This window comes from Telmatocola sphagniphila, assembly GCF_018398935.1.
In the GTDB taxonomy this organism is placed as follows: Bacteria; Planctomycetota; Planctomycetia; order Gemmatales; family Gemmataceae; genus Telmatocola; species Telmatocola sphagniphila.
Window position 1 is genome coordinate 3,942,094 of the sequence record NZ_CP074694.1, and the last position, 14,306, is coordinate 3,956,399.

7 protein-coding genes are annotated in these 14,306 nt (G+C 49.4%); 1 reads left to right on the forward strand and 6 read right to left on the reverse strand.

The window, feature by feature from the left end; genetic code table 11:
• Positions 1 to 26 precede the first annotated feature (26 nt).
• Complete coding sequence (locus KIH39_RS15695) at positions 27 to 1,208, reverse strand: DUF4917 family protein (RefSeq protein WP_213494172.1); 1,182 nt, start codon at positions 1,206 to 1,208, stop codon at positions 27 to 29.
• 407 nt (positions 1,209 to 1,615) lie between these two features.
• Between KIH39_RS15695 and KIH39_RS15700 the strand changes: the two genes are divergently transcribed.
• The gene (locus tag KIH39_RS15700) at positions 1,616 to 2,593 is read left to right on the forward strand and encodes a DUF932 domain-containing protein (protein ID WP_213494173.1); all 978 of its coding nucleotides are present in this window, start codon (positions 1,616 to 1,618) and stop codon (positions 2,591 to 2,593) included.
• A 321-nt stretch (positions 2,594 to 2,914) separates the two neighbouring features.
• Here KIH39_RS15700 and KIH39_RS15705 read toward each other — a convergent pair whose 3' ends face one another.
• From KIH39_RS15705 to KIH39_RS15725, 5 genes are all read right to left on the reverse strand, one after another.
• Positions 2,915 to 3,508, reverse strand: coding sequence for an RNA polymerase sigma factor (locus KIH39_RS15705; RefSeq protein ID WP_213494174.1), 594 nt, complete (start codon positions 3,506 to 3,508; stop codon positions 2,915 to 2,917).
• A 253-nt stretch (positions 3,509 to 3,761) separates the two neighbouring features.
• Positions 3,762 to 7,952 (reverse strand): protein kinase domain-containing protein, encoded by a 4,191-nt coding sequence (locus KIH39_RS15710; protein ID WP_213494175.1) that lies wholly within the window; start codon positions 7,950 to 7,952, stop codon positions 3,762 to 3,764.
• Positions 7,953 to 8,515: 563 nt separating this feature from the next.
• Positions 8,516 to 10,528 (reverse strand): PDZ domain-containing protein, encoded by a 2,013-nt coding sequence (locus tag KIH39_RS15715; protein ID WP_213494176.1) that lies wholly within the window; start codon positions 10,526 to 10,528, stop codon positions 8,516 to 8,518.
• A 211-nt stretch (positions 10,529 to 10,739) separates the two neighbouring features.
• On the reverse strand, positions 10,740 to 12,830 hold the full coding sequence (locus KIH39_RS15720) for a coiled-coil domain-containing protein (protein WP_213494177.1): 2,091 nt from the start codon (positions 12,828 to 12,830) through the stop codon (positions 10,740 to 10,742).
• 643 nt (positions 12,831 to 13,473) lie between these two features.
• On the reverse strand, positions 13,474 to 14,121 hold the full coding sequence (locus tag KIH39_RS15725; protein ID WP_213494178.1) for a hypothetical protein: 648 nt from the start codon (positions 14,119 to 14,121) through the stop codon (positions 13,474 to 13,476).
• Between the last annotated feature and the right edge of the window lie 185 nt (positions 14,122 to 14,306).

Below are 14,306 nucleotides of genomic sequence, written 5' to 3' on the forward strand. Positions count from 1 at the left end.
GCTAGCCTTAATGGAAAATCTGCTGCTCAATTTGCTGAATTCTTCCCCTTCTTTTCGACTGTTCCAAAGTCTTGCGCATCCCAGACATGGGCAGAGCTAGCGTCAAAGAAATAGACGTCAGGTGGAGAACCGCTTCGGCGTCGAGTTTGGAATTTTCGAGCACGATCAATAATGGCTAGATTCCGCTCTGAGGTCGGTTCGCCGTAGATCCCCACGAAGACCTTTGTTACCTTTCCCTTGTCGATGAGTTTCAGCAAGTGCTCGTCATTGTCTGCCAAGGAATGGCCATAAATGAACAGGCTTCCAGTGATGGCTGAAAAACTACGATATGCACGTCCAAGGAAATTGCTGTGCTGAATACGAGTTTTCTTCTGGTCAGACGTTCCTTCGGTAACAATCAGAGGATACTCTCGTTTAGCAAGCGAACTCTTGATTTGGTCAATCAGAGCAACTGAAGTCTTGCTCCATGTAAATTTCAAAAGATCTGCACCAGCATCATAGATGTGAAGTGCACCATGCAAGTAAAAGATTCGCTGCTCATTTGTGTTCTGTACATCCCAGGTGACAAATTCTTCTTCACGGCCTTCTGGATTTCGAAATCCATCATCAGATTTAACCCTAGGCTCCACTTCTGACTGCATCAATGTCCAATAAAGGAGAAGATCGTAATTCAAAGTGTAGATTTGCCCGTCGAAATTTGCGAGAAACCTTTTGCAGGATGCATATTGCTCTGGCGTAATATCGTGAGGTCGTGAAGGGTGGTTTTCTGCGATAGTTTCGGCGAGCACATCCCGCAAATGGGCAGCTTCTTTTTTAAGAGTTTTGGCAAGCCTGGGATTGGATTTTTCGTATAGACTCACGAGGATTGCGGCATTTTCCAATGCCTCCATAACCAGTTCAAAATCCGTCGTTCCCAATTTGTCGAAAACATCCTGCATTTCTGCGGAAAGCTTTTTCGAATCTTTGGCCCGTTCATACAAGGTGTTGTAAGTGAAAATGGCGGGGCGAAGAGCAATACTGAAGCCGTTGCCCAGCATTAGATGCTTCTTGCCATGCTCGTCGGCAATACTCAGTGCCTCTTTAAACGAAATAGGTTCAATAGCTCTAATTCTTGTTCGTTCTGTGGGTTTGTATGAAACCCCCGTGTGGTTCTCAACCGATCTGGCTTCCGAACCTGGTTTAATCGTTTTCGCCAAACTTCGAGACATTCTAAACCCCTAACAATAGACAGGGGCAGAACTGGACTCTAGCACTAAGCCGTGATAGACTTAAGTTAGAAGGTTTTTACCAGAGCCAGATTTCTGCCTGCAAAAACTCCGAACCGGTTGGGTGTACTAGACCTAACCGGTTTTTTTCTATCCCCGGAGATTGGGTTCTGAGGTATACATAATACTTCAGGCTATTGAATATTAGCTGACCTACCTGTGTCAGTCAATAGTTGTTTTGCGGTATGGTGCATACTTCATGATAATGAATTAGCATTCATCAACGCAAGTCTCAGATAAATACGCACTTGCGAAAAATTGGACTTTTTAAAATTTTGGCTCGATTCGGGTTTGAAATTCGCATTTCTTGCCTTGCGTAACTCCTAACAACTCATTTAGGAGAACACGAAATGGCTCACGATCTAGCGACAACGAATAACAAACCTGCCTTCGCCTTTTACGGCGAAGAACCCTGGCACCGCCTGGGCCAGAAATTGGATCAACCCGCTACGGCGGAACAGGCCATCGCCGCCGCCGGCCTGGATTACGACGTGACCCTGACCGAGGTCGCCACCGTCGACGGCATGATGGTGCCCCGGGCTCGAGCGGTCGTTCGGTATGACAATCAGACCGTCCTGGGTCTGGTCTCCAACCGGTACATCCCGGTGCAGAACAAGCAAGCCTTCGGCTTCCTGGATGCCGTCGTGGCCGACGGGGGTATCCGGTACCATACCGCCGGTGCCCTGGGACAAGGCGAGAAAATCTTCCTGCTGGCCAAACTCCCCGGACACATCCGTGTGAAGAACTCCGAAGATCTGGTCAACAAATTCTTGCTTCTATCCAATGCTCACGATGGTTCAGCTGCACTCAGGGTCCTGTTCACCCCGGTACGGGTAGTCTGTCAAAACACCCTGTCGATGGCACTGAACCAGGGGCAAGGCGAAGGTATCAGCATCCGACATCAGGGTAACCTAGAGGCCAAGATCGGTGAGGCCCAACGCGTACTCGGCCTGGCCACACGGTTCTACGACAATGCGGCAGAGAAGATCAATCGACTGGCCAGTGTCTACCCGACCGAAGCCCAGCTAAAAAATTACTTCGAGAAGATTTACCCCAGCCCCGAGGAAGAACTCGCGAAGAACTCCACCAAGAAAGCCCGGGCCGAACTGCACCGACTCTTCGAACAAGGCATCGGTCACAACATGCCGGAGATCCGGCACAGTCTCTGGACCGCCTACAACGCCGTCACCGAGTACGTCGACCACCGCACCTTCCGGGGTAAATCCGAACGGGATCGAGAATCGAACCGCCTGCAAAGCATCTGGTGGGGTACCGCTGCCAAGATCAAGGAACGAGCCTGGCACCTGGCGATGCAACTGGCCGCCTGATTCTTCCTTCAGCCTAATCCAATCCCAACTCAACTCGGACCGGTACGCCGGTCCATTCTCATGAGTACCCCATCGAATTGAGTGGGGTAATTCCTGGATTTCTCGAACCTATTCCAAAAAGCCTTGGGGAAAATGAGCGTTCACATACAGCAGGGAATATTAGACCAGAAAGAGATTAAGACGCAAGAAGGAACTCTGGTGAGATTTTTGATCTCCGATGTGTCGCGATCTATGAAATTTGCTTTCTCAATTCAGTTCTGAAAGAAAATGCTTTCTTTGGATGGGTTGTTAGTTAGCTGAATCGAGTAGTCTTATCCAGATTTATCCCGATTGAAGTCCTCGGCTCACTTTCGATTGAATTCGTTTGAGTATGCGTCGAACAGTACGCTCGGAGCATCCCATTTTCGTTGCAGCTTCTTCGTTCGTATTTTGCTGAAGTTTGATTTCGACTAGTTGCCTTTCTTCATCGTCTAAATCGGCCAACAAAGCTTCAAACTCCTCTTGAAACTCCACCGCGTCGACATTCGTGGGATGTGGATCAGCCAAATCGAAGTCTTCGCCGTCAGTATTTCTTCCCATAGGTGAGTTTAAGGGACGTTCTCGCTCAATATTCCGTTTCTGACGACGGTGATATCGGGCTTTTTCACGCACCTTGGTCAATGTAATGGCGCACAATAGCTGCCAAAGACTTTCGCTGTCGGGAAGCTGGAACTCGCCCGCTTGTGCTCGACGAAGAAATGAAAGACAAACCGACTGACAGACTGACTCTGGACCAACGCGGCGCCGCATTCCATCTGCGAGGTATTTGTCGGCAACTCGCTGCAGCATTGGAGCATAGCGTTCGCAAAAGACTCGCGCAGCTTCTGGATCTCCCCTCGTCAAGCCTTGAATGAGCCATTCGTCATCTTGCGGCATAGATTTCCTCCAAATAGCGATCTAGTTGAACGGTCGGAACAATTGAAATATGCCTTTGCTGACCAAGTATATTCATTTTGATCGATTGGAATTGTGATCCAGACAATTTTGCAGAGAATTCGTAAGTTGTTTTGGCGAGAAGGCTAACTCTTGTCAAGGAGTGAATTGAAAAGGACAAAGGTTGTTAATTGGAGAAATTCGTAGTCATTAGGGACACCGGTAAGTGTTCCGGAACCACTAATCTCGAAATAGACTATTTGTTCGCTGTTACATTGAAATATCCCTGGCCATCATAAAGCGCTTCACCTTTGCCATCCGTGACTTTGTAAGCGATGAAAAGACTTGTAACCTGGAAATCATGCACCTCGCGGGGTACAATCGATACCTTATAAAACTTTCCTCCGTTGGAGTGAGTCCAGACGTACTCGTTTCCAGGTGATCCGTCTGGGTTTTTTATTCGTTCCATATTCTGGATGGAATAACCATCCCAGTCACCAGTTCCCTTTTTCCCATCCCATCGAATGATGATTTTAGACTTTGTTTCCGACATTCCTTGCGAAGTTCTGAGAGAATTCTTGTACCAGCCTTCCCAAATTCCTGAAGGATTTGAAAAATCGGCATTGTCCAATTTCGCTGACTTGTTTCGGGGCAAGGATACTAGTAGGCCTCCGAGGTCTACGAGTCGTTTTCTTCGAGATTCCCAGTCCTCGGCTGCTAAGATGTGCACTTCGCCTGTATTGTCGAGTTCGCATCCGGTGAGGATTTGTGACCATAGCACGACCTTTTCCACTTCCCCTTCAACGGGATGGGGAACCTCCCAGATACGAGTTTTCTGATCGGCACAACCCGTTAGAAGTATTCTCTGGTCTGGGCTGAACGCGCCACTAAAAATCCGGTCCGGATGTCGTAGTACAGGCCCGATGGGTTTACCGTTTATAGCCTCAAAAAGGAACATTTCGCCTCCGGCGGATCCGACCAAAACGATGCGTCCGTCCGGGCTGAATTCCTGAACAACTGAAACTCCCGAATAAGATAGGGTTATTGATTGACCGTTTGAAACTTTCCATAGATACGCAGCAGAATTAGATGTAGTCAGCAGCGTCTTCCCATCGGGGCTAAATCGGCAGCTCCAGACAGAGTTTCCGTGCTCCAGCGGCTTCCCAATCACTTCACCAGTGTGCTTGTTCCAGATCTGAGCGTTACCATCGATGCCAGCAGTAGCAAACGTTACACCATCGGGACTGAAATCGACGCCAAAGACACCTTGTTTACTAAGAATTCTTTCGGGTGTGTCCGGTCTGTTCTTATCCCAAAGATAGGCTGATCGATCTTGGCAAGAAGTGAGAATTTTTCGACCATCGGGACTGATCGATAGCCCAAGTATTGGGCTGGAGTGCTTGAATTTGCCAGTCGCCATTGTGTTAGTCTTGTCATTTACCACACTCGATATCGGATTCAATTGCTGTCCGCTAGCCAAATTCCAGCATTTGATCTCGCCACCGGAGGTTCCTGCTAGAATCGCATTGTCTTTTGGGTTTATCGCCAGGCAGCGAACAATATCACCGCTTTTATACCCTAAGGGATCTCCAATTCGCTCTTGCGTGGAAGTATTCCAGCGCTGAATGCCTGATCTACCTGCCGTGATCGCGATTTTACCGTCGGTGCTATATTTCAAAGCCTCCACAATTTCCGCGCAAGGGAGATGGCCAGCGACTTCTCTAGCATCCAATTCCCAAAGCTGCACAGATGAGCCATCAAAGGATAAAATCCTGAACTGACTGTTCGAGTAATTAGTGATGTCTCCAAGCTGGCCGCGAAAATTCAGGGCAGGCCCCAGTCGCTCTCCGCTCGCTGGATCCCAAATCTGAGCGGTTTTATCGGTGCATGTCGTAAGGATCGATTTGCTATCAGCACTAAACCTTGCCAACCCGATCGGAGCATCCAGACTCAAACTGGCAGTTGAAAATGGCTTACCTGAGTGGGCATCCCAGAGTCGAATCACCTTTCCCAGACCGTAAGTCATCAAAATATTGTCATTGGGACTTAGAAATACGTACAGTACTTTGAAGTCGTGAACCATCGTTTCTCCAAATGGTTCAAGTGTGAGCGCATCTAGGAGACGGACGGTTCCATCTATGCTGCTGCATATTATCAATTTGCCATCCCCGCTGAATACGGAATGGCTCACCGGTTTAGTAAACGGCCGGGTGTTCTTTAGTAATTTCCCCGAAAATGCATCGTATAGTCGGACTTCGCCTTCTCTCCCTGTCACCAAAATCCTTTTTCCATCCGGACTAAAATTTTGGTCAAAGATAGTTATCTCTGGATCTTGAAGATCCAGGATCACTTGATCGCTTTCCACGTCCCGACATTGCAACCAGTCTACTTTGGTGTTTTGCCGCTTGAAAAGAATCTTTCGACCATCGGGACTGAGAATGGCTTTCGTAAGCAGATTGTGGCGCACAAGTGGACCAATAGGCAGGCCGGTACGTGCATCCCAGACTTGGGTAGTCCCGGTTTCTGTAACGAGTTCTTGACCGGTCGTGACGATTCTCTTATTGTCAGATGAGAAACTTGCCAGAACTATGGGATGTTGCATCTGCATGCGACCGATTGTCTCTCCCGTATCAATTTGCCAGAGTCGGGCAGTGCCATCGAATCCCCCCGTAACCACAGTTTTTCCGTCTGGACTGAACAGGGCTAAGGTAACTTTGTGGCCGTGTGGATAATTCGCTTTCAGGGGCTGAACTTGTTGGAGCCAAGCAGAGAGGTTAGTTCGGACGAACCACTGCAAGTCATCATCATCGGGACTGGCCATTTCGAGGCTTCGACCATACCAGAGTAAAGCCAAAGCGGCATCTCTTTTTTCACCGAAGGATTGCCCCCTCTCCGCAGCTAACCGAGCCGAAAGTGATGTAAAATGGCTTGCTCGCTCTCGGGCGATTTCCGTCAGTTGCTTTTCTTGCCGAAGACTTTCTGTCGCTAGTTTTTGTTCTTTTGCGCTCCGGGATTGCTCAAAGGCATATGCCAATGACGCGATCATCGCGCCGATCATTGCTACAATGGCAAAAGCCCCGGTTGCCGCCAAATAAGGATCCCGACGACACCAGCGCCCAAATTTTTCGATGCGTCCCGCGGGACGAGCGTAAATCGTCTCACCGCTGAGGTAGCGATTCAGATCTTCGGCTAGTTCAGTTCCACTGCCATACCGATTCCCAGGTTCCTTATTGAGACACTTCAGACAAATTGTCTCAAGGTCCTTGGGAACTGCAGGATTGAGTTCGCGGACGGAAACTGGTTCACGACTACGAACTTGATCGAGAGTTTCCAAAATTGTCGCGCCGCGGAAAGGAGGACGACCGGTCAATACTTCGTATAAAATGGCACCGAGTGCATAGATGTCCGCAGGGGGACCGACTCGCTTAGCTTCACCCAGCGCCTGCTCCGGGGCCATGTAGGAGGGCGTACCGATTACGGTACCTGTATGGGTCTGGCCGCCATCCTGATCAATGAGCTTAGCAAGACCGAAGTCCGTAACTTTCGGCGTACCATCCGCCGCGAACAGGACATTGGCAGGCTTCAAATCGCGATGCAAAATGCCACGATCGTGAGCAGATTGAATTGCCTGCGCCAGGACTACTACAAGAGAGGCCGCCGTAAGTGGCGGCTGAGGAACACCACTTAACTTCTCAGCGAGGGATCCGCCTTCGCAGTATTCCAGAGTGAAAAACGGTAAGCCATCATGATCGCCTGCCTCGAAAACCTGAACAATATTAGGATGACTAAGCCTTCCTACCGCCTCGGCTTCACTTCTGAAGCGATCCAGTCCATCTGATATCGCTCGATTACTCCGAAGAAGCATTTTCAGTGCGACTATTCTGTTCGGTCGCAACTGCCGAGCCCGATAAACGACACCCATTCCACCGCGGCCAATTTCTTCAAATACTTCATAATTGCCAAACGATTCTAATTTTTGGGAATCTGCATTTGGAGAGTCAGATTTCAATTGATTCGTATGTGCGCTCACCCATGTCTCAAGAACCGATTCGGAAGCCAGATCCTGCAAAGTACTCACAAAGTCAGGAAAACGGTGGCAATACTCTTCGAATTCAGGCCGAGTACTGAATTGACGTCGTACTCGATATTCTTGATGAATCAGTCGGCGACAAATCAGCGGTTGATTCAGACTTGGGAATCGATGCAAGTAGTCTTCGACCTTGGGATTAGCTTCGACTGACTCACAACTCGCGTCGGCTTGGCCTGATCGCTTCCAACGAAACTCCATATCAACCAGAACAAGTTCTTCGAGTGTCGGAAGGTAAAGCGGGCTGTTGGCTTCGGGCAAGTACTTCTCGAGAGCTTCGATAATCCCTTGTATCCAAGATCGCTCGAATTTTCGAACCGCATCTTCATCTAGAGTTCGGAAATCGGCATCTTGTTGCACCGCTATCACCCCAGGATGGGCCTGCAGTTGTCACACTTTTAAGATATTCTCAAATGTTTTGATCAGTCTAGTCTCTGGAAATTCACCAGACAATCGAAATGTAGCACTGGAAGTAGGTCTTTCTGGTAGAAATGAATCAATGGTCGGATACCTTGAGTCTGCAACGAGAAGCCCTTTTGGCTAGGACTTTTAGAAGTTGCCGATAGTCGGATTTTCTCATTCCTAAAGCAATTTCCCTGTCGAAAAATACCTATCGAAATTTGGAATGCGAAATGCTTTGTTAGTATCCGCCCAAACAAAGAAATACAAAATTTTAAGTGTTTTTTTAGTGCTGTCAGAAGAATCTCCGTGTCCTGCGAATTAGGGACGGAGCCAAGTTTATGTGGTTTAGAGTCTCTGCCAAAATGAGATAAATTGCCGCATTCTTATGGCATATCTCACCATTTCGACCATGCTGGCACAGCCTCTTAGTCGGTTAGGTTAGAGCGAGAAAATTGTTTTCAAACTAATTCAGTCGAACCGACTCTATTTGCAAAGTCACTTTCGTTTATTTTTTTATCTCATTAAGGTTCAACCCCCAACGCTCGCAGATTCTGCTTGGCGTCCCTGCTACCTTGAGAGGATGCTCGAAGATACCACGAAATTGCCTCCGCCCGATTGCGTTCGACTCCCAGCCCATTAAGATAGAGCACTCCCAAGTTATTCTGTGCTTGTGCACAGCCTTGTTTGGCCGCTCTGCGATACCAATCCAACGCTTTTTCGTAGTCGACTTGAACACCGTAACCCTGTTGAAACATGAAACCGATATTATTTTGAGCAATCGCAAGTCCTTGATCGGCTGCCTTACGATACCAGAGAAGTGCTTTAGCGTAATCTTTTTGCACACCTTCACCAAATAGGTATCGATTTCCTAATTCCACTTGGGATTTAGCAAATCCTTGATTCGCCGCCAGCTGATACCATTTCACCGCCATCTCTTCGTTCCGTTGGGATTTCGGGCCTTGCATAGCCATCCATCCCAAATAGTTAAAACCTTCCGGACAACCCTGGTCACCAGCTTTCTGGAAGTACTGTGCGGCTTGCAGTTCGTCCTGTTCAACTCCGGCTCCGTCCAGATAAGCGAGGCCCATCTGGACCTGGGCCATTGCATCTCCTTGCTCGGCGGCACTTCGGAATAGCTTCACTGCCTCGGTCACGTTTTTCAACTCTCCTTTTGCGGAGCGGTAGACTCGACCTAGATCAACCATTGCGGATGGTAAGTTTTGAGCCGCGGCATGACGATAGTAGTCGATCGCTTTCTCCAAATCGCGGGGTACGCCTTCACCCTTTTCAAAAAGATGTCCTACTTCACGTTGTGCAACTGCGCATCCTTGACTAGCTGCTTGCAAAAACCACTCGGCCGACTTGGTCGCGCTTTGTTCTATGCCTTCGCCTTTCAGATACATGAAGCCCAGCCAGTACTGACCGAGGGCATTGCCTTGTTCTGCAGCTTTGCGATACCAGCTAAATGCAGCTGAAAAATCTTGAACTCCACCGAGACCGCGTCGATACATATCCGCCAATTGCACCTGAGAGTTAGGCATTCCTTGTTCAGCTGCTTTGAGCAGCCATGCTCGAGACAAATTATCGTCCTTCTTAACACCCGCACCTTTGGAGTATGCGTAACCAAGTATGTCTTGAGCTTTTACATCGTTTTGAATTGCTGCCCGATGAGCCCAAACAATCGACTGCTCCTCGTTCCGATCGACCCCTTCACCCATCTGATAGAGAGAAGCTAGTTCCACTTGCGCCCATGCCTCGCCTTGCATGGCTTTCTCACGAACCGATTGAACGAAGTAAGAAGCAGCTGGGCGAACCGCAAGTGAAATTTGCGTTTGCAAACCTTCTCCATTTCTCATCAAAACCACTGTAATTTGCTGACTGGCTTTAAACTTTGCAAGTGCTGGTGAGAGTTGATCGACGTTCTGGATCCAGTTATCATTAATTTTGAGCACAATATCTCCTCTCCGGAATCCTGCTTTATCTGCAGGACTACCGGGGTAGATCCCCACCAGCAGGGCACCCACTGGACGAGGTAGTTTCATTTCACTTGCTAAAAGTTCCGAAACAGGGCGGATTGACACTCCCAGCCAACCCGGTGATGTCATCCTGTTTTGCGGGACCTGATTCCGCTCTGTAGAACCTCCGCTCTTTGAGAGCGATGAGTCCTCATTTGCTGAAGAAGTCGTAGGAAGTGTACGCATTTGTTGTCCTGGGACAACTTTGTCTCTGGCCTGATCGATTGTCACCAGAATCGAACCATCACCCGTGTCTAAAACGTGGCCAGTTGCCACAATTTCCTCGATCGAGTTTGATTGAATCGAAAGGATTGCCACACCGTCGCCAACTTTGAGTGTGCCGGAAGTAACACTGGCTTTTGCTGTTTTACCGATCACTTCGACAATTTTGGCATCGGCTGCTGTAGCAGAACAAGAGAAATGAACGATAGTGGCCAGTGTCAGGAGATAGCGGGCGACCCGATTACTTCGTCGGGTGCAGGCTTGAACAATAGGGAATTGCAGCATTTGAAAGTTCATGGTTCTTTCCTTCGAGTGAGTCGGATAAGAATGCTTTACTTCAGTAGGTTTGAGTCAGCTCAACAAAGTCAATTGTTTGACAAGCAGGATCGACTTCAGTTGACTGCTAAGTAGAGAAGTGCCATATGAAGATCAAAACGGACAAAATTATTTGAAAAACAGATGGTCAGCATCAAGAAATGAAGATGCGACCACCTGTTTACATTGAAACTCATCTATGATGTCCGGAATTGCCCCCTAGAAAAGCTCCAGCGATCGATAACGCAGCGCGTCCCCAATCTACGTCGTGACTCATTCCGCCACCGTGAGAGCCGTTTTGATAATGAGAACCGCTTGAATAATTTGGAACAGAATAATGCTGAGCCAGCGCGGCCTGATATTGCTGCTGCTGAAGGGCGGCATTGTAGTATGCAACTTCTTCCTGGTAGCGAGCGACCGCAGCCGCGTAATCCTGCTGCTGCTTTACGGCCGCATTGTATCGTGCCAGATCGGCCTGATAACGAGCGACCGCAGCCGCGTAATCCTGCTGCTGTTTAACGGCCGCATTGTATCGTGCCAGATCGGCCTGATAACGAGCGACCGCAGCCGCGTAATTTTTTTGTTGTTGGACAGCTAGATTCCTTGCCGCAGTCGCTTCACGCTCAGCCTGCTCACGTTTGGTGAGCGCTTGATCGATCTCTTTGGATTTGCAGATAATGGTCATATCCGTATCGCCCTTCGTGCAATTTTCGTCTTTGCCATCGCCTTTCCCATGCCCCGGATTCGACTTGTCGATAATTTCAATCACGGCATCGATTATCCCTGGCTTGCAAGCATGAGGAATCTCAGGAATTTTGAAGGGAGTCATGGAAGATCCGCCGCCGAATCCGGTCACTATTCCTCGCGGTGGCGAGACTGGTCCGAGAGGAATGGAAAAGTGCCCGCGATCGTCATGTCGAGGTGTTGGATTTGGTAGCATTACCGGCGCAGGCGTCGCGGGCGGCGGTGCCGCCGGGGCACGCGTTTCAGTTGTAGGGTTGGGCAACGGAACCGGGACCGGCGCGTTCGGTACAGGTGCAGGAGGGGTCGCGGGCGCCGGGTTGGTGGTCGGCATCGGAAGAGGCATCGGCGCCGGCACGGGGGCCGACGGTTGCGCGGGGTTGTCCTGGCAAAGGCAAAACCCGGCTCGAATGCTCTCCCGCACGCGCTCAAGCGCTTTGATAGCATCCGGATCTTTCTCTTTCTCTCGCTTAAGAATCCAAGTGATGAAGTTGTCGAGGACCGGACCGGGCTCATTGTCACCGTATTGCGTCCAGAATAAATTGTCAGCGCTACCAGTGCGTTGCGTTCCTCCCGGGATTCGCGGTGGTCCCGAAAATACAACTCCGGGGGCAACATACTGGATGTGAGTGTAAGCGGGGATGCTGAACTTCTCGCTGACTGGCTGAATGTCGCGGAGTTTGACACGCTTGTCGTCCAATGTGCTCACCCCGTCCCCGGTGTTCGTGGAATCGTCCCTTTTCTGCAAATAATCGTTCATGAACTTTTCGATAGCAGCGATGCAGCTTGCCTTGACTGTGCCAGGCTTGTCCGATTCCTCTAGCGACCCGGGAGCTTTGCCTTTATAACCGTCGTCGGCCAGTGCATTGACCAGGCCCTCGGCGAACGCTTTTTCCTTTTCGGTGTCCTTCACCCCAAATGAAGTGAATTGGCCTTTGCTGCCCTGGATGAAATCGTCGGAACGAAGTTCAGTAAGAACTCTTCTGACAGCATTTTTGTACCAATCCTTGTGGTTGGCTGTATAGTCCGGTTCGTGGCCCTGCAGCGAGTGTCCAATCCACGGATTAGGTGGGTGAACGTAGGAGTCAAGGAGCATGTGGAGATACTGACCGATCAGGATCAATTTGTATTTTTGCACAACGTCCTCGGGCCAACCTTGATCCTTCATTTTGGCCAGTTCAAACTTGATGTACTGCTTCCAGGGTTTGTCCAGACTCGGCGCGCCTCCTTTCTCGTGGCGTGCGTCGTCCTTAGGCTCATCCTGATATAACGCATGGTAAAATACACCCCGACCGATTCGACCGAAATCGCCGCCACCGGTATTGAAGACGAGCTGATCGAGAGCAGGATCGTTCTTATCACAGAGTTTCTTCGCCATCGGTGAGTGTAAAGCTGTGTGAGTAGCTAAGACGGTCTTGACGTACTCCCAATAGGTGGGGTTTGCGCTCGGTAACGCCGTGGTGGTGTCATTCATGTCCAAACTCCAGCAACCATCCGAAAGGATCTTGGCCTCTTCCGGCGTGTAGCCCACTGCGATGGCCATGGTATACGTCAGGTAGCGATGTTCCGGCTCATCGCCGGCGTGGACAGATGGAATGATTAAGAGCCAAATCGAGAAAAAGCAAAGAGTGGATAACGGATTCAATAAGTGACACTTGAAAAATCGCCTACTGTTTATGGTTTGGTGGACACCATGTTCAGATTTACATGGCCTGTTACGGGATATCCCGAGACTCCGCAAACAAAGAACTGGAAATCGATTCATAGTTTCTCCCTGGTTCAAGTGAAAATCGTTATTACTTTGGCAATCGGTGAACACACTTCGGTGTTTAGTGGTACCAAGCTCTATCGAATAATTGCCATTTCCTTCCAGAAGTGGTCAAACTTGCCAAGTATTCCGCAATGCAATTTTCTCTAACTCGATGTGCAAAAGTCTCCAGGTATCCCACGACGATGAAAGTACCACTCAGCAGATGTCGGGGTATCCTTTGAGAGTCGATGAGAATGGGAGACTTGCTAACTTCTTTGAAACTGATTGGCCCATGCAAATGCGAGGAAGCAATCAAGCTGGAAGATGGAGTTAACTTGGAGATAGATTTGGCAAGCGTGAAAAAGAATTTGTCGATTACAAATCAGCCCCTTTTGGAGGCTGATGAGATTTAAATTTTAGATATTCTACCCAAGGTTCAGGGTCTATCACCACTCGAAATCGCAGGCCTCGAAGCCGCCGCCAAGTCCTGATCCATTGGTTTAATGACAGAAGGAATTGCACGATTATCTGAGCTTTCTCGCGAAGGCGGCTGGATAGCTGCTCCTCGATTGCCCTCCATGAGCTCCCGCTTTTGATTCTCAAGTGCTTGTTTGACCGCTTCGCGAATGAGAGCCTTAACATCATCGGGGAGTTCGCGTTCGTTTATCGGCGTTTGCCCCACTCGAATCGGAGTCTGAAAATTCGCGGGCGTAATCTGTGGCGTGATGGGTGCCTGGGGAGGCACTGGAGCTTGAGGTAGATTCGAAACCGGATTCGCGTAGTTTGATTGCGCTTGGGAGGTTGGAGCCTGAGGAGGTGTCGGTGCCTGTGGCATCACTGGTTGTGGAATGGTTGGGACGGGCTGAGCATAGTTGGGTTGGGCGTACGCCATCGGAGCTTGAGGCGGTATAGGAGCTTGAGGCTGCATCATAGGTTGTGCCATGCTCGGCACAGCCTGCACGTAGCAGACTTGCGGATAACTGGCATGGGCTCCATGCCGCGGATGGTCGCAAGCTGAAGCCGAATCAGCGACTACGAGCAAGGTCGAGATGCCGAAAATCGATTTTAAGAATAACGCCTTCATTTTAGTCTCCGCTTTGAATTAGTTTGTACATCGGCGAAGCATTTTCGCCATTCCTACCAAGGAATTGCCGTGAGCGAAAACAGGCGGCCATTTATTTTTTTGGAATTTGCGAAATTCACGAAATCATTCATCGATTTGAAGAGCAATCATGAGAATCTGCTCGATCTGAGAGAACGAGAAGCACT

Bases quoted from the DNA above. Each gene is read 5' to 3' on its own strand.
- KIH39_RS15695 (WP_213494172.1), bottom strand. From the start codon at position 1,208: ATGTCTCGAAGTTTGGCGAAAACGATTAAACCAGGTTCGGAAGCCAGA.
- KIH39_RS15700 (WP_213494173.1), top strand. From the start codon at position 1,616: ATGGCTCACGATCTAGCGACAACGAATAACAAACCTGCCTTCGCCTTT.
- KIH39_RS15705 (WP_213494174.1), bottom strand. From the start codon at position 3,508: ATGCCGCAAGATGACGAATGGCTCATTCAAGGCTTGACGAGGGGAGAT.
- KIH39_RS15715 (WP_213494176.1), bottom strand. From the start codon at position 10,528: ATGAACTTTCAAATGCTGCAATTCCCTATTGTTCAAGCCTGCACCCGA.
- KIH39_RS15720 (WP_213494177.1), bottom strand. From the start codon at position 12,830: ATGGCCATCGCAGTGGGCTACACGCCGGAAGAGGCCAAGATCCTTTCG.
- KIH39_RS15725 (WP_213494178.1), bottom strand. From the start codon at position 14,121: ATGAAGGCGTTATTCTTAAAATCGATTTTCGGCATCTCGACCTTGCTC.